At 40.4% G+C, this 16,933-nt stretch carries 13 protein-coding genes; 10 read left to right on the forward strand and 3 right to left on the reverse strand.

All coding sequences use genetic code 11. The annotated features are described in order from the left end of the window. Positions 1-151: 151 nt before the first annotated feature. Positions 152-1,093, reverse strand: a complete 942-nt coding sequence (gene cyoE / locus A8F95_RS18190) for a heme o synthase (RefSeq protein ID WP_065411841.1) — start codon at positions 1,091-1,093, stop codon at positions 152-154. A gap of 428 nt (positions 1,094-1,521) precedes the next feature. Here cyoE and A8F95_RS18195 point away from each other — a divergent pair, with 428 nt between their 5' ends. Further along, on the forward strand, positions 1,522-2,964 hold the full coding sequence (locus A8F95_RS18195) for an ATP-binding protein (RefSeq protein WP_065411842.1): 1,443 nt from the start codon (positions 1,522-1,524) through the stop codon (positions 2,962-2,964). 77 nt (positions 2,965-3,041) lie between these two features. Here A8F95_RS18195 and A8F95_RS22675 read toward each other — a convergent pair whose 3' ends face one another. Together A8F95_RS22675 and A8F95_RS18200 are read right to left on the reverse strand one after the other, a co-directional pair. Then, positions 3,042-3,188, reverse strand: coding sequence for a hypothetical protein (locus tag A8F95_RS22675; RefSeq protein ID WP_176713750.1), 147 nt, complete (start codon positions 3,186-3,188; stop codon positions 3,042-3,044). A 93-nt stretch (positions 3,189-3,281) separates the two neighbouring features. Continuing rightward, positions 3,282-4,343, reverse strand: coding sequence for a glycosyltransferase family 4 protein (locus A8F95_RS18200; RefSeq protein WP_049661947.1), 1,062 nt, complete (start codon positions 4,341-4,343; stop codon positions 3,282-3,284). 295 nt (positions 4,344-4,638) lie between these two features. On the opposite strand from A8F95_RS18200, the gene A8F95_RS18205 reads away from it, so the two are divergent. From A8F95_RS18205 to A8F95_RS18245, 9 genes are all read left to right on the forward strand, one after another. Continuing rightward, complete coding sequence (locus A8F95_RS18205; RefSeq protein WP_065411843.1) at positions 4,639-5,964, forward strand: FAD-dependent oxidoreductase; 1,326 nt, start codon at positions 4,639-4,641, stop codon at positions 5,962-5,964. 163 nt (positions 5,965-6,127) lie between these two features. Further along, positions 6,128-6,739 carry a phosphatase PAP2 family protein gene (locus A8F95_RS18210; protein WP_065411844.1) on the forward strand — a complete coding sequence of 204 codons (612 nt, stop codon included), beginning with the start codon at positions 6,128-6,130 and terminating at the stop codon, positions 6,737-6,739. A 72-nt stretch (positions 6,740-6,811) separates the two neighbouring features. Beyond that, positions 6,812-7,459 carry a hypothetical protein gene (locus A8F95_RS18215; RefSeq protein WP_065411845.1) on the forward strand — a complete coding sequence of 216 codons (648 nt, stop codon included), beginning with the start codon at positions 6,812-6,814 and terminating at the stop codon, positions 7,457-7,459. 292 nt (positions 7,460-7,751) lie between these two features. Next, positions 7,752-8,195, forward strand: coding sequence for a chemotaxis protein CheW (locus A8F95_RS18220; protein ID WP_065411846.1), 444 nt, complete (start codon positions 7,752-7,754; stop codon positions 8,193-8,195). Between the two features lie 8 nt (positions 8,196-8,203). Then, positions 8,204-10,807, forward strand: a complete 2,604-nt coding sequence (locus A8F95_RS18225; protein WP_245671438.1) for a chemotaxis protein CheW — start codon at positions 8,204-8,206, stop codon at positions 10,805-10,807. Between the two features lie 24 nt (positions 10,808-10,831). After that, positions 10,832-14,554: a methyl-accepting chemotaxis protein gene (locus A8F95_RS22850; protein WP_065411848.1), complete on the forward strand. Its 3,723-nt coding sequence runs from the start codon at positions 10,832-10,834 to the stop codon at positions 14,552-14,554. Positions 14,555-14,655: 101 nt separating this feature from the next. Then, on the forward strand, positions 14,656-15,498 hold the full coding sequence (locus A8F95_RS18235; protein ID WP_065411849.1) for a CheR family methyltransferase: 843 nt from the start codon (positions 14,656-14,658) through the stop codon (positions 15,496-15,498). Beyond that, a complete protein-coding gene (locus A8F95_RS18240) occupies positions 15,467-16,516 on the forward strand; it encodes a protein-glutamate methylesterase/protein-glutamine glutaminase (RefSeq protein ID WP_065411850.1) in 1,050 nt (349 codons plus the stop codon). The genes A8F95_RS18235 and A8F95_RS18240 overlap by 32 nt, the downstream gene beginning before the upstream one ends. A 24-nt stretch (positions 16,517-16,540) precedes the next feature. After that, positions 16,541-16,933, forward strand: coding sequence for an ATP-binding protein (locus A8F95_RS18245; protein WP_176713751.1), 393 nt, complete (start codon positions 16,541-16,543; stop codon positions 16,931-16,933).

The following is a 16,933-nucleotide window of genomic DNA, read 5'->3' on the forward strand; positions in this document are numbered from 1 at the left end:
CCCTTGTGAGAGTAGGACGTTGCCAGGCAAATAAAAAAAGAACAGCGCAAATGCGCTGTTCTTTTTTTATTTGTTTAATGGATATATTTTTATAGCCTAGAGAGAGTTACAAGATATAACTCTCTCTAGGCCCAAAGACCAACTTTATAATTTAAGCGAACAGTGTGCCAATGAAGCAATATACAATGATCACCACAAATAAAATGGTTAAGTGGTTGAGCGAGAAAATAAACATAGTGGTTGCCCACTTCTCAGGAGACATTTTTTTATAACCAATGACACTGAGAATAAACCATGCAGAACTCAAGAGAAATGCTAATAAAGCTATACCTATATGCAAACCTGCAAAAAGAAAGCTGCCGGCCATTAAAGCTGCTAAATAGATATTCGTTTGTGCATAGGTCCGCTTAAATCCTTTCACAACAGGAAGCATAGGAACATTCGCTGCCTTATAGTCATTATGCTTGCGGATGGCAATGGCATAAAAGTGTGGCATTTGCCAAAGGACCATAATGATAAAAAGCCCGAGCAGTTCAAGATGCATGAGATCAGAAGTAATAGCAGCCCAGCCTATAAGCGGGGGCATGGCGCCAGAGAGACTTCCAATTTCCGTGTTGTAAACGGTACGGCGTTTTGACCACATCGTATAAGGGACAACGTATAGAAATAATCCCAAAAAGCCAAAGAAAGCTGCGAGTGGTGAGGCTATAGCAAGGAACAATAGTCCAAACAAAGACATGGCACTCCCGAGGAGAAGTGCAAGTTTTGGTTGGATGGCTCCTGTTACAGTTGGCCGCTTTTTGGTCCGATCCATAACCGAATCGATATCTCGATCATATAAGTTGTTAAATGTTCCTGCTGCACCAATAACAAGTGCTGAGCCGGCGATAGTTAATAAAATCTCCGCAAGTTTATCAAATGGGCTCATATTATTTATATATAAGGCTAAGGCCAATCCTGCAAATACGGCAATCAAGTTCGATTTAATGATGCCTGTCTTAATCGTTTCTGCCAAAATCTTGGTTAGATTCTGTTTTGGCATTGCTAGAGAGGCTTTTTGCACACTACTATCCATTTTTACATCACTCCGCATTTTTCCCCCTCTTTTCTATCTAAAAATATCTATCCTTTGTCAGTTTACCATAATTCATACGTCAAAAGTACAGTGAGCTTTGACAACTTTAGAACAAACTGTCCAGAAAGCTTTTTATCGAAAGATAGCCAATAAACTCAAAAAATAGATAGGACTTTCGCTTTTAAAGAGCTAATGTAAGGGTTCAATAGAAGGGAATATAATGTAGAAAAAAACCGGATTCTATCTTATAAAACAACCTAAGAAGGATGACCCATGAAAATATGAATCTGTTGTCTCGAAAACTGCATATCTTATTGAGATAAATGTCATTCTTTAGTAATATCTAGTATAAAAGGGCATATATATTTCTATAGAAAATAGTCAAAAGTTGTATCATCATCACGCTGGTTAAGCGATTTTGCATATAAAAAGGCGGAGGAATAATAGTGATTCAAAATAAGGAAGAAGCAGAATGTATAAATGAATCAATAAAGTGGCTTAATGATCGGATAAAAGAAATGTTGCTAATAGTAGATAAAGAAGGGAAAATCAAGTATCTAAATTTGTCGTTTGAGCAGGCTTTACAATCTTCATTAGCTGAGCTCCTTGACCAATCATTTTTAGAGCTAGTACATCACGAAGATAGACAAAAGGTAGAGAATCAGTTATTTTTTCAGCAAAACAATGTAAATATTCATCCGTTCATCCATCGTTGTAACTGCAAAAATGACACTTTTTTTGCCATTCAATGGGAGACGATAGAAAGAGATGAACAAGGCTGGATTAGAATGATCGGTCATCCTATAAAGGATAAAGAATGGAAGGAGGAAACGGACAGAGGGGAAGGAGAACAGCTTCTTTTAGATGGCATTCAAAATATTAATGAAGTAATTTGTATCTATGATATAGAGAAGAAGCAGTATCTATATGCTTCACCTTCTTTTGAGGAGTTTTGGGGGTTTGATATAGAACAATCTTACAAGGATCCATCGGTTGTAAGTAAAAGAATACGCAATGCTACACCCGAAGAAATCAGTGCTTGTTTCTCTACTCCAACCGATACCCCAAGAGAAATGGAATTTGAATTAAGAGGAGAAGGGGAAGAGCATTCCCGTTGGATTAAAACAAAAATTATTCCGATTGCCAATGGGGAAAAAACAGCCAGCCGGTACATTTGTGTCTCTTGTGATATCACGAAATGGAAGGAGCAAGACAGGCTTGCGCAAAAGTGGGATAAGCTAGGAATGATTGGCCAGTTAGCAGCGGGAATTGCTCATGAGATTAGAAATCCACTAACGGCTGTTAAAGGGTTTGTGCAACTCTTAGGAAAGGAAACAAATAGTCAATATAACGAGATCATCGTATCAGAGCTTGAACGGATTGAGTTTATTATGAATGAATTTTTATTCCTTGCTAAGCCGCAGCAAGACATGAAATTAGAAACAAGGAACATGAATAAATTAATAAAAGAGGTCGTGAATTTTATGAAGCCAGAAGCTTTATTAAATGACGTTACCATTCATGTTCGGTGTGACAGCTCCCTCCCGCTTGTCTGTTGCGAACCTCAGCAAATAAAGCAAGTGATGATCAACCTAATTAAAAACGCCGTAGAGGCGATGCCGAGCGGAGGAAACATATTAATCCAAACAGCGGCAAAATCAGGCGATTATGCTTCTATCAAAGTATGCGATGAAGGAATAGGCATCCCTGAGGATAAATTGCAGAAGTTATTTGAACCTTTTTATACGAGCAAGGAAACGGGGACGGGATTAGGGTTAATGGTTAGCAAAAAAATTATCGAGGATCATAAAGGCAGCCTTACATTTTCGAGTGAGGTAGGAAAAGGAACAGCCGCGTTGATTTTGTTGCCTGGAGTGGATGATGAATGAATAAAAAGGACAGTCGCTATGATGACTGTCCTTTTAGATGGTTAAAATTTATCAGCTTCTATAAGATGTATGACGAATTATGGTGTAATTTGTGAAGCGGGCAGCGTAATGATTTTTCCGCCAATTTGTATGTGAATAGTATCGTTAAAAATTGCTTTGACGATTCCTTTTAAAGAAACAGTTGAATCAACAGCGATCTTCTTTGTCTCAGAATTTGCAGCCATCTATCCCAGCCTCCAATCAGATAATTGAAATCAAGCAGATGTAGAACATAAATTGTAAGTTAATTATCGCACGTACATAGGAAGGGTGTCAATTTAAGATCTTCCCGATAATTTCCTATAAATTTTCGAAAATGTTTTATACCTTTCGCCAACCGCTCCGACTAGTTCAGCAATCATATGAAGAACGGCTAGAAGAAGGACCATAATAGCGAGCGAAGCCCATAGAGTGGCAGATGACAAGAGAATAGCGGCTACGCTAAATAGAATGCCAAAGCCGTAAATAACGAGTACCGTATTTCTATGAGATAGCCCTAAAGCTAAAATCCTGTGGTGAAGATGGGATTTATCCGGCGCTGAAATAGGTTTCTTATTGATAATTCGGCGTATGATCGCGAAAAGAGTATCAAATACAGGAACCCCCAAAATAATAACCGGGATGATGATGCTGAATAGGGTAACACTTTTATACAGGCCGAGAAGAGATAATACGGCAATGACGTAGCCAAGAAATAAGGCTCCGGTATCTCCCATAAAAATCTTAGCTGGGTGGAAGTTGTAGCGTAAAAAGCCAAGCGTACTTCCTAGAACAATTAACGCTAACGTTAAAATTAATACTTTTCCAGAGAGAGCCGCTAAAATAGCGATAGAAGCAATCCCAATGGATGAAATACCTGCCGCTAAGCCATCTAATCCGTCAATTAAGTTGACTGCATTGGTGATCCCTACAATCCAAAAGACGGTAAATGGATAAGCTAACAATCCAAGCTGAATCTTTTCATTAATAAATGGAATGGTAATAAAATCAATCGTTAGGCCAGAACTCACAATAAGCACGGCAATAAGAATTTGGCCAATAAATTTAGTTTTAGCGGAAAGCTCATATAAATCATCGAAAATCCCTAACACTACAATCAATAGCGCTCCGATACTAATCGTAGCAACGCGCTCTTCGTACAAGCCTGCAGCAAAGAAACCAGCCGCCACTCCAATAAAAATGGCGAGCCCTCCTAACCTAGGCATGAGGGTTTGATGCACTTTTCTTTCATTCGGTTTATCAACTGCTCCTATTTTTATCGCTAATTTAATGACAAAAGGCGTAATAACCAAAGCCGTAATGAACGATACTGCAAAAGCTAAAAAAAGTTGTAGGTTCAATTTAATAAAGCTCCTTTATGACTAAGTCCTATTAACATAAGACGGTCTTAAAATTCTATTCTCTCAATTTGATAATAAAAGAAAGTAGCAAATAGCACAATAACTATTACTCGTATTCGCGATAATTCAATCTTTTTGTCGAGAAAAGAAGGGAAAATAGCCTTCATTTGCTTTGAAACTAGAAAATTAACACCCTTCCCCATCAATCGACTGTTTAGCTGAAACTTCTCTATTTGTATGATAACAGAAATGGGCGGGAATATTAACATATTATGTAACGAGAGTGGTGTCATAAATGAAAAAATTTGATGTAATTATTGTCGGTGCTGGATTGGCAGGGCTGTCTTGCGGCCTACAGCTATCGAGTAAGGGGAAAAAACTTCTGTTACTTGAACGAGAGGGCGTAGTTGGTGGAAGAACTTCTTCTTATAATTTAGACGGCATGGATGTAGAATCTGGCTTTCATCGATACATTGGATATTATACTCACTTGCCCAGAGTGCTCCGAAAAGCGGGTGTAGAACTGTCCGAAATCTTCATGTGGGAAGAGAAAATACACGTTAGAGTAAATGATGAGAAGCCGCTAGTGCTCGGCATGGCTCCTTTATTCGGAATGATCAAAACAATCAAGGGCTTGGTTGGGAATAGACGGTATTTGTCGCTAAAAGACAAGCTGTCACTGCTTCCTTTTTTTATGAATGGGTTAAAGGATTATGTTATGTCTCCTCATAAACTCGATCAACATAGTATTAAAGAGTATGCTGCAAAATACAATGTAACAAATAGAGCTTTTCATCATCTCATTGTTCCTCTAAGTTCAGGGGTGTTCTTTTTGCCTCCTGAACGCTACTCTGCTTATGTATTTTTTGGCTTATTGGCCCCGACTATCCCTAAGTTTTATAAAATGAGAGTAGGTGCTTATTTAGGTGGCATGACAGAGGTGATGTGTCAGCCAATTGCTGATCAAATTATAAAGAACGGCGGCAGCGTCCGAACACATTCTAACGTTGAGTCACTCGTGATCGAAGAGGGGAAAGTGAAAGGAATCCGATTAGAGGACGGACAAGTATACAGAGCTCAACATACTGTGCTGGCTGTTACTCTATATACCGCTAAGAAGCTGCTGAAACCGGTGTTTGAAAATCATCCGTGGTTCCAGCCGATGTTTCAGCTTCCGTTAATGCCAGCAGTCAGTTTCCAAATTGAGATGACTAAACCAGCTGTTCCAATTGACGTAACTACATTTGCCCCTTTTACATGCTTATCAAGCTTTGCGGAGCAGTCTCGAACGACATTCCAAGCTTCTAAGGGAAGACTATCCATTATACTCAGCCCTCCTGAAAAGTTCCTTGATTTAGACCCGCAAGAGACCCTACAGTTTATAATAAAGGATGCACGGAAGATCGGCTTAGACTTGGAAAGTAATATATTGGATTATCGCCAGGTCAACCATGAATATGATTTCCATAGTCTCGAACCGGGCTTTCAAGCTCTTCGTCCAACCCAACGAACACCTGTAGAAGGGTTGATTCTAGCCGGTGATTACACAAGACAGCCTTACTTTGCCACAATGGAAGGAGCGACATTGTCAGGATTGAAAGCGGCAAGTTTAATAAAATAGTTCGTGAGTTTATATAGGGAGAGGTCTAACTTTTAGGACGATCCCCAGTTTTTAATAAGAAAAGCATTTTGCCCGAACAACAGAAACATAAAGAGTATCCTAATAAGCAGCATATACAATGAAGAAAGATAAAAAATGTTTATAGGCAGTCGGAGGGGAAAAGATGACGGGGAAAATTTCCATTTGGATTAGTTTACTGCTGTTTGTAATATTATCTTTAACGTATAAACAGCCTTTAGTTGAAAAATATGATACGGAGGTCATTTTATTTTTCGAGAGGATCCGGACAGGATTTTTTAATGATTTATTTTATTTGTTTACCCAAATTGGCTCCATTAAGGTTCTTCTTCCTGTAGCCGTTGTTGTGTCTCTATTAATGGTCGTACAGAAGCAATATCGCCAAGCTTTCTTTGTTATGCTGGCATTTTGGGGAGCGAGATGGACGAATCAATTTCTAAAAGAGATGTTTGAAAGAGAGCGCCCTTCTTTTCATCCTCTCATTGAGGCAGGAAGCTATAGCTTTCCAAGCGGACATACGATGAATTCCACTATTTTTCTGGGCTTTTTATTTTATTTATTCATTTATATTTTGCAAATAGGCAACAGATATTCGTTCATATGGCTGATGGCTACCATTGCAACGGTTACACTGATTGCCATCAGCCGAGTTTATTTAGGTGTGCATTATCTGTCAGATATTATAGCAGGCGCCTGTGCCGGTTTAGTGGTCTTATCTTTCATCATCTATCTATATAATCGTTCAGCAAGATTGTGACCTGGAAAAGTTGAATAAAGACTGAGTTTAAAGACATACTAAAACCGATTACCTGAAAGGAAGGGATGCAGTATGTCATTAGAATGGTTTGACCGGGTTAGTGAAGAGCTTCAAGATCACCTTGAATCGATTTGTGAAAAGTATGATGAAGTGGGCCATATGACGATTGACAGAGCAGCGAAGCATCCCCGGATCGAGTTTTTTGTAGAAACGAGTGAGGATGAGAGCGAATACTTCTGCTCGTTATATTTCGATCCTTACAACGAGGAGTTCTATGTAAAGACACTAGAGTTAGACTTGGAACAAATGTCTAAAACCGTTCTCCCGGATATTGAAGATATCATTGACGAGGTTCATGAAAGCTTCCATGAGTTTATGGAAGGTGGAAGCGGCTGGGATGACGATGACGAATTTGAATTTGAATTCGAAGCAAATGAAGAAGTAGACGAAGTGTTTGATCAAATAGATGTGGAATGGTCTACACCAGAAGTGACGGCTTATGCTCATGAAGATGAAGTGGAAGTGACATATCAATTCGGCGTCATTGAGGAAACAGGCGATGGAGTTCTTCGACGAGTGAATCGAATAAAAACGGTGGATGACGAATTAATAGAAGACGAAACAAATTTCATTTTCAGTAAAGAAGAAGCGAATACGATCATCGCTATGATTGCTAGCCATGCGGACTCTCTTAGCGAATTTAACTTTGACAGGTATTAACACTGCTGTCCAACCATTACTTATTTTAAAAGAACTGTTCTTAAAGTTAGTTTTTTCTAACTTAGTGAACAGTTCTTTTTTTGTTGCTCTCCTTTTTTGAAAAGGAATATAAGAATACAGGCCTATTTAATGGGAATTTAGTCTAGTTTTGTTTCATAGAGACTCCTATTTCCTAGCTCCTGTTTCCTGGTCTGTTGGTTTTGGGAAAATAGGAATAGATGGTAATACAAAAAGGGAGACAAAAGCTTGAAAATAAAGACAGGAAATAAGTTTAAATAAGGGGGCATTTTACTTGACGAATGACCAGCCTATTAACACAGTTCAGTTTGTTGTTTTTTCAGTAAATGGGCAATTGTGCTCGTTATCTATAGAGGAGGTAGTAGAGATCCTTCTAGTGCCGGTGATCACAAGTATTCCAGGAATCCATGAAACGATAGAAGGAGTGATCAATCTTAGAGGAAATATCATTCCTGTTATTAACCTGCATAAGCGTTTTCAGCTTCCTCCAGCGATTAAACATAAAAAAAATCGAATTGTAATTGTACAGGGAGACAATGAAAATATTGGCCTCATTGTAGAGGAAGTAAAAATGGTTACAAAATTTGAAGAGGATAATGTAGAACCTCCTCCAGGAGTACAGCTGGAAAAAGATATTTTTAAAGGCTTTGCAAAATTTGATGGTCAAGTGATTGGGGTTTTAGATTTGAAAAAAGTTCTGTATAGCTTGGGAGCATAAAAAATTTTATGGAAAAGGAGGGGGGCGGAATGGCCGATTTTGATTTGTCCGCTTATCTCGGGGTCTTCCTTGATGAAGTAGATGAACAACTGCAAATATTGGATTCGGAAATTTTAATTTTGGAAGAAAAACCGTCTGATACGCAAACGATCCAAAACATCTTTCGGGCCGCTCACACGTTGAAGGGATCATCTGCTTCGATGGGGTTTGAGAAAATGAAAGAGTTCACTCATCATTTAGAAAATGTGTTTGATCTGATCCGCAATCAGCTTCTGACTGTTACACCTGCTTTAGTAGATGTTATTTTTGAAAGCATCGACTTTATAAAGAGGTTAAAAGAAGCAATTGTTAACGGTAGTCTCGATAAGATGGACATTGTTCCGCATGTAGATAAGCTGCATCAACTAAAGAGAGATGGTGAGCAGCCGCCGAAAAGAGAAGAAGTAACCCTTAAGTCAACAGGCAAGGTGCCAGTTAAATTAGATGACTATCAAAAGAATGTGATTCAAAACGCTTATACATTTGGTCATAATGCCGTAGCTGTATCGGTTAGTCTCATGAAAGATACATTGATGAAAAATGTAAGAGCTTTGCTCGTTCATAACAATTTAAGGGAAGCAGGAGAGATTATTGCTGCTTTTCCTCCTGTTGAAGAAATGGAAAAAGAAACAGATTTCACAGGAGAGATGACCTACATTCTTCTAACCATGCAAACAAAGCAGGAAATCATCGATATTGTAAGTCAAGTATCAGATATTGAATCGGTGGATGTTGTAGAACTGGCAGAAGCAGATAATGACGCCCCTGCAAACGAAGCAGCAGATGCGAATGTAAAGGAAACGAAGGAGCCAGAAATTATTGAAAAGGAAAAACGCAGTTCTATCAAACAGAAAGTCCATCCGACTGTTCGGGTTGATGTAGATAGATTAGAACATCTGATGAACTTAGTGGGAGAACTAGTGATTGATCAAACGAGGTTAGTCGATGTTAGAAGCCGGCTGACAGAAAATGAAACGAGTCGTGAGGATGATATCGATACTTTAGATGAAGTGACTAACCATTTGAGCAGAGTCATTACTGAGCTTCAAGAAGGAATGATGAAGACGAGAATGCTGCCGATTGAACAGTTGTTTAATCGTTTTCCACGAATGGTCCGGGATACTGCACAAAAATCAGAAAAAGAAATTGAGTTTATTATGGAAGGAAAAGAAACCGAATTAGATCGAAGTCTAATAGAAGAAATCAGTGACCCGATTATTCATTTGTTGCGGAATTCTATTGACCACGGGATCGAGGCACCAGAGGAAAGAGAAAAAATAGGCAAACCCCGTAAAGGAAAAATTGTTTTACGAGCAGCCCACGAAGAAAATCATATTGTCATTTCCATAAAGGATGACGGTAAAGGAATTGATCCGCAAAAGGTTAAAGAATCAGCTATAAAGCGAGGGAGCATTTCGGAAGAAGAAGCTAGCAAGCTGACAGATAAGGAGTTAATTTTTCTTATTTTTAAATCTGGTGTATCCACCGCTGAGAAAATTACTGACATATCAGGCCGGGGCGTCGGAATGGATATTGTTCGTGCCCATATAGAAAATTTGAATGGCCTTATTGATATTGAATCTACTGTGGGAGAAGGCACAATTTTCACAGTTAAGCTGCCGCTCACTTTAGCGATTATTAGTTCCCTTCTCGTAAAATTTGGAGCTAAGACATTTGCTATCCCATTAGTTAATGTATTGGAGATTATTAGATTAAATACAGACGATATCCAAATCGTTAACAATAAAGAGGTAGGGCTTGTTAGGGGAAGAGTTCTTCCACTCGTAAGGATGAAGGAGAGACTTCAAATTGAGGATGATGAATCTATCCCTAAGCACAAGCATAGAGAGTTTGTCATAGTTGTAGGAATAGCAGACAAAAGAATTGGCTTAATTGCTGATAAAACATTGGGAAATCAAGAAATTGTCATTAAATCACTTGGCAAGTACGTTGGTTCTCCTCCATATATAGCCGGAGCTACAATCATGGGAGATGGGAGTGTAGCGTTAATATTGGACGTATCTTCTGTTGTTCGAGAAGAAGGAGCACAGCTTTTAGAAAATGTTGAGATCAATAGAAAGAAAGAATTAAAAGAAGAACAGCAATTTGTTACATTTAAGCTGGATACGGAGGAATACGGGCTTGAAATCCAGAGAGCTAAGGATATTGTGTCCGTACCTAATATTACAAAGGTAGTGAATACATCTGACGATTTACTCGGAATTATTAATTTGCGTGGAACGATGCTTCCAGTTGTAGATTTACGAAAAAGGTTTCATTTAGAAGTAAAAGAAATCACGCAAAAATCGAGAATCATTGTAGTCGAAAATGAAGGAGAAGATGTTGGATTCCTTGTAGATGAAGTGACTCAGGTATTAAAGACAAACCATCATCAAATTGAACACCCTCCAGCAGGCAGTCAATATAATCATTCTGATTTAATTAAGGGAATTAGCAAGGATGGAAATCGAGTAGTCATTCTGCTGGACTTTGATAAGATTATTCATTCAACGGATATACAGCCTATCCAACAGCCATTTAACAATGAAGAACCTATTTTAAAAGCCAATTAACAAATATACTAGGAGGGTTTCATAATGAGTTTTTTTAGAAAAACAAACTACCAAATGGAACAAATTTTAATGAATTCTTCAAATTTTGATCACGACTTATTGAATCTTGCTACTGCACTTAGCCAGCTAACGGCCGGCAACCAGCAGCAGTCGGCATCTTTAGAAAAGGCCGAGACTGTGATAGCTAGCCTGTTAAAATCCATCAATGGGGTGATCATTAATGCTGAAAGGCTGCGAGAATCGACGAGCAAGTCATTTGTTACCTTAGAAGGTATTTTAACGGCTATTACAGGGCTTGATCAAAATATACAAAGTAGTTCACTATCTGTAGAAGAAGTGACGGCAGCGATGGAAGAGATGGCTAGCCAAATAAGAGGAGTAGCTCAAAACTCCGATCAATTAACTGTATCTGCAAAAGGAGCAACTGATGCAATTCAGGAAATGGCGGCATCCATCCAACAAGTTTCCGGCAACGCTCACAGTACGACTAAATCAGTAGAGAGCATTTCGACAGCGATGGAACAAATGAGCAAGTCAATTGCTGGAGTAGCAGAAAATGCTAGTAGCTTAACGATTTCTGCAAAAGAAACAAGTGATTCTATTCAAGAGTTAGCAGCATCGATTCAACAGGTTGCTGGCAACACGGAAAGGACAGCAGCATCTGTCGAACAAATTTCTGCTTCGATCGAGCAAATGGCCGTATCCATTAAGGGAGTATCAGTGAACGCTGAAAGTTTAACAGCCTCTGCTCAAGAAACGAACAGTGCGATTCAAGAAATGGCTGCTTCGATCGAGCAAGTGGCTGGCAATGCGCAAAGTGCCTCAAGGTCAGTAGAGGAAGTATCCGCTGCCATTGAAGAAATGGCTGCTTCGATTGAGCAAGTGGCTGGCAACGCCGAAAGTCTAACATTATCAGCAAAAGAGACAAACGATGGGGTCCAAGAAATGGCCGCTTCCATTGAACAAGTTGCCAAGAATGCTCAAAGCACTTCGGGGTCAGTGGAGGAAGTATCTGCTGCTATCGAAGAGATGGGAAGCCAAATTAAAGGTGTTGCCCAAAATGGAGAAGTATTGGCTGTATCGGTAGAATCAACAGGATCAGCTATTCAAGAAATGGCTGCATCGATTCAGCAAGTAGCCGGCAATGCCGAGAGCACGGCTGGATCGGTTGAACAAGTGTCCTCTGCGGTTGAAGAGATCGGTAACTCAATTAAAAATGTAGCGCAAAACGCTGAAAACCTCACGCATTCCGCTGTTGAAGTGAACGGTGCAGTCCAGGAGATGTCCGTTTCTATTGAACAAGTAGCCGGCAATGCCCGCAGCACTTCGATGTCTGTAGAAGAAGTATCCGCGGCCATTGAAGAAATGGGCAGTCAAGTTAAGGGTGTGGCTGACAATGCGGAAAGCTTGAACCATTCGACTAGTGAAGTAGCGGCCGCGATTCAGGAAATGGCGGCATCCATTCAGCAGGTAGCAGGAAATGCCCAAAGCACAGCCAGCTCGGTAGAACAAGTATCCGCATCGATTGAGCAAATAGGTAAATCTGTTAAAGGTGTTTCCACAAATGCCACGAGCTTAACCGCTTCTGCGGAAGAGACAAGTAAAGCCATTCAGGAAATGGCGGCATCGATTGAACAAGTGGCAGGCAATGCAGCAAATGTAAATCAATTGACGATGACAGTTGCTAAAGATGCGGAGGATGGAAAAGAGGCTGTGCTTCAATCTGTCGATGGGATGAAAGAAATTGGAGAAGTCGTGCAGCAGGCTTCCACTGTAATGCAAAGCCTTGGCAAAAGTTCAAATGAGATTGGCAGCATTATTGAGGTTATTGATGATATCGCAGAACAAACGAATTTGCTGGCCTTAAATGCAGCGATCGAGGCAGCACGGGCTGGTGAACATGGAAAAGGATTTAGTGTCGTGGCTGATGAAGTCCGGAAGCTGGCAGAAAGAACTGCTTCAGCTACAAAAGAAATTGCTGGTCTCATTAAAGGTATTCAAGCAGAAACCACTGATGCAATTAAAGCGATTGAAGTTGGTGAGCAAAAAGTAGATCAAGGATACAAGCTTTCTGATAAGGCAAATGAGGCTATCAATAAGATAGTAACAGGCGTAGAAAGCATCACCTCTGAAATTTCTCAAGTAACGACTGCCACAACGCAACAGACTGTACAAGCTAAAGATGTAGTAAAAGCAGTCGAGAATGTTACTCTCCAGGCCGAGCAGGTTGCACAGGCAACAGTTGAGCAGACGGCTGGTATTGAGGAAATTATTAAAGGAGTTATCAGCGCGAGAGAACAGGTACGACAAATCACAGAAGCTACAGCTGAACAATCAGAGCAGTCTCAACTCATCGTAAGCTCCGTAGAAAATATGACAACACAGACTGAGCTAGTAGCACAGGCTGTGAAGGAACAGGCTGCAGGAGTAGAGGAAATTGTAAAAGGTGTGACTAATGCCCGTGAACAAGCGAGACAAATCACAACAGCTACAGGAGAACAAGCAAGACAAGCTGCCGATATTGTCCAATCTGCACTGAATGTCACTAATCAAGCAGAAATGGTAACAAATGCAACGAAAGAGCAAACAGTAGCGGTAGAAGAAGTGATCTTAGGCATTCGAAGTGCTCGAGAGCAAGTGAAGCAAATTACAACGGCTACAGGAGAGCAAGCGAAGCAAGCACAAGGCATAATTAATGAAGTAGTCGGCATGGTGGAACAAACAAGACAAGTGACTGAATCCATGAAAGAGCAAGCGGCTGGTGTGGAAGATATTATAAAGAGTGTAATGAATGCCCGTGAACAGGTAGTCCAAATTACAACTGGCACTCAGGAACAAACAAAGCAAATGAGCTATATCGTTAAAGCAATGGAAAATGTGACGAATCAAGCTGAACAAGTAGATGAGGCTACGGAAGAGCAAAAGGCAAGTGCCCGCGAAATTATTAAAGGTGTTGTCAATGCCCGCGAACAAGTCCGCCAGATTACAGTAGCGGCAGAAGAACAAGCAAAACAAGCACAAGAAGTTGTCCGGGCGGTCGCCGACGTAGCGAATCAATCAAGCCAAGTAACAGAAGCTGTACGTGAGCAAGCTGTTGGTGCAGAGGAAATTATTAAAGGAGTAGCCGATGCCCGCGAACAAGTGCAACAGGTTGCAACCGCCGTCGCAGAACAAGCGAAGCAGGCAAAAGTAATCGTCGAAGCTGTTCAAAATGTGACAAACCAAGCGGAGTTAGTGACAAATGCGACGATCAAGCAAACAGATGGAGCGAAAAATATAGCAGATGAAGCAAGAAACGCAGGAGAACAGTTAACACAAGTAACACAAGCAATAGAAGAACAAGCAAATCAATCCAGCAGCATCATTCAGGCGGCTAGTGAGGTAACGGAGCAGGCTGCTATGGTCACTCAAGCAACGAAAGAGCAATTAGCGGCCGTGGAAGAAGTGGTTATGAGCATGACAAATATAAGAAATCAGATGGCCAATGTAACGAGCGCAACAAAAGGCTTAACTTCTGAAACTGGGGAAGTCGTGAATCTTATCAAATCAGTAAAAACACAGACGGAGGAAGTAAAAACAGCTACATCCATCCAAGCAGATGAGTTGGAAAACATTCAAAATTCGATTAAAGAAACGGCTGGGGTTTTTGGAAGGAACGGTCTGGACCTTGAACGCATTAAAAGTGTTACAGAAAGTCTGAGAGGTCAAAAAGATCAGTTCCAGCGTCTTCTTCAACCAAGCAGATAATAGCATGGAAAGCCGTTGAACAAAGAGGTCAACGGCTTCTTTTTCACAGTGAACGTATACACAACAGTGAGAAAAATATAAGCAACAAGGGGACTGAGAATATGGAAAGTTTTGCACTTAAGCAACTGACGCAAATGGTTTATGAGTATTGCGGTCTTAATTATCAAACGAATAGTGCCTCATTAGAAACAAAAATTGCAGGAAGACTTCAACAGTTACACGTCTCTGTCTGGGAATATATCCGTCTGCTTGAACAATCGACAGCAGAGTGGGACGTTTTAGTAGAGCTGCTCACTATAAATGAAACGTATTTTTATCGGGAGGACAAGCAGCTGGCTGTCTATCAAAACGAAGTGCTTCCAGAATTGATTGCCCAAAACCCCGATCGTACTTTACAGGTTTGGAGTGCGGCCTGTTCATCAGGAGAGGAACCTTATTCCTTGGCGATCACTACTATAGATTCGGGGCTTTGCCCGCCACAAAAGGTTGCTATTAAGGGGACGGATATTAATAAAAAGGTGTTACAGGCAGCTGCAAGCGGTATTTATAATAAACAATCATTGTCTTTTAGAAGAATACCTGATCGCTGGCTGAAACATTATTTTATCGAACAACCAGATGCCTTCCGCGTAATAGAGCCAGTGAAAAGCATGGTAGCTTTTGAGCAGTTAAATTTACTTGACTCATTTAAAATGGGCAATCTTCGGCAGCAATACGATGTTATTTTTTGCCGTAATGTACTAATCTATTTTGATTCAGAAACGATTAAGAAAGTCGCCAGCTATTTTTACCAGGCATTGAAGGGGGGAGGGTACCTGTTTTTAGGACATGCGGAGAATATCTCAACTATGGGGATAGGGTTCCAGACGATGAGCAAAAATGGAACTTTTTATTACAGAAAGGAGTCAGCCGATGGACAAGCGAATTGGTGTAATGATCGTTGATGATTCAGCGTTTATGAGAAAAACAATCAGTGACATGGTTGAAGCCAGCTCAGAATTATATGTAGCTGGCAAAGCAAGAAATGGCTTGGACGCGCTTGAAAAAATAAAACGGTTGAAACCAGATGTTGTCACGCTTGATATCGAGATGCCGAAATTAGACGGACTAGATACGTTGAGAAGAATGATGGAAGAGTGCCCGACGCCTGTTATGATGATAAGCAATGGAGCAGAATCGACACTGGAAGCCTTTGACATAGGGGCCGTAGACTTCGTTGTGAAGGAAGACTTAGTGAAAGAGGTAGAAGGGGGGAAGTTAATCAATTTTCATCAAAGAATCACAGCAGCTGCCAATGCAAAGCTCCCTGTTTCTTCTGTTACGAGTGAAAGTAAAAAAGAGGAGAGGCAAGTGGAGTTGGCAAAGGAGAAGGAAGCATTCAGGCAAAAGCAAAAAATGAGCATGATTGTCATTGGAAGCTCAACAGGAGGTCCTGCTGCTCTTCAAAAAATACTTACCCGTTTCCCTGAAGATTTTCCTCTGCCTATACTCATTATTCAGCACATGCCACCAGGGTTTACAAAACCGTTAGCCGAGCGGTTCAATAGTTTATGCCATATTTGTGTGAAGGAAGCGGAGCATAATGAAAAGATGGAACCCGGCACTGCTTATGTGGCGCCAGCTGGTTTGCAGACGGCCGTACAGGAAATCGAAGGACACTACCAAATTAAATTGAAAATATCCGCTCCAGTTGAAACGTTGTATAAACCGTCAGTAGATGTAGCATTGCTCTCTATTGCACCTATTGTAAAAGACAAATTGCTCGCTGTGATCTTAACCGGCATGGGGGACGATGGGTTAAGAGGGTGCAAGAGAGTCAAGCAAGCAGGAGGCACTGTGTTATCTGAGTCAGAAGAAACGTGCATCGTGTATGGAATGCCAAAGGTAGTGTATGAAGCTGGTCTAGCAGACAAGCAAATTCCTCTGTATGACGTATACGACCAAATGATAGATTATTTATAATCTCCTCAGAAAAGGTGGATGATAGTGAAATTCATTAGTAAACGGATTAAAACGAAAGAAGATATTTTTAGCGCAATGACTGTAACAGAAGAACTAGCGAACGAGCAAGAGTTTTCTATCCATGATGTGATCAAGATGAGGCTGGCAACAGAGGAAGCCTGCACTAATTCGTATGAATATTGTCGAGCGAAAGGCATGTCTTATTTTCTGATTAAATGGAGTGCCACGCCTTCTTTGATCGAAATTACCGTGAGACAAAAAGGCAAAGCATCATTTCCTCTGATTGAACAAGCAGATGTAAATACCGGTTTACGGGGCCGCGGAATTGCCTTAATGGTCCATCTCATGGATAAAGTTGAAATTAGAAGAAGAAAAAATTGTGTTGAATTATATATGAATAAATGGAAAGGTGAATAG

The sequence above is a fragment of the Pseudobacillus wudalianchiensis genome (assembly GCF_001685015.1).
GTDB classification, from domain to species: domain Bacteria; phylum Bacillota; class Bacilli; order Bacillales; family Domibacillaceae; genus Pseudobacillus; species Pseudobacillus wudalianchiensis.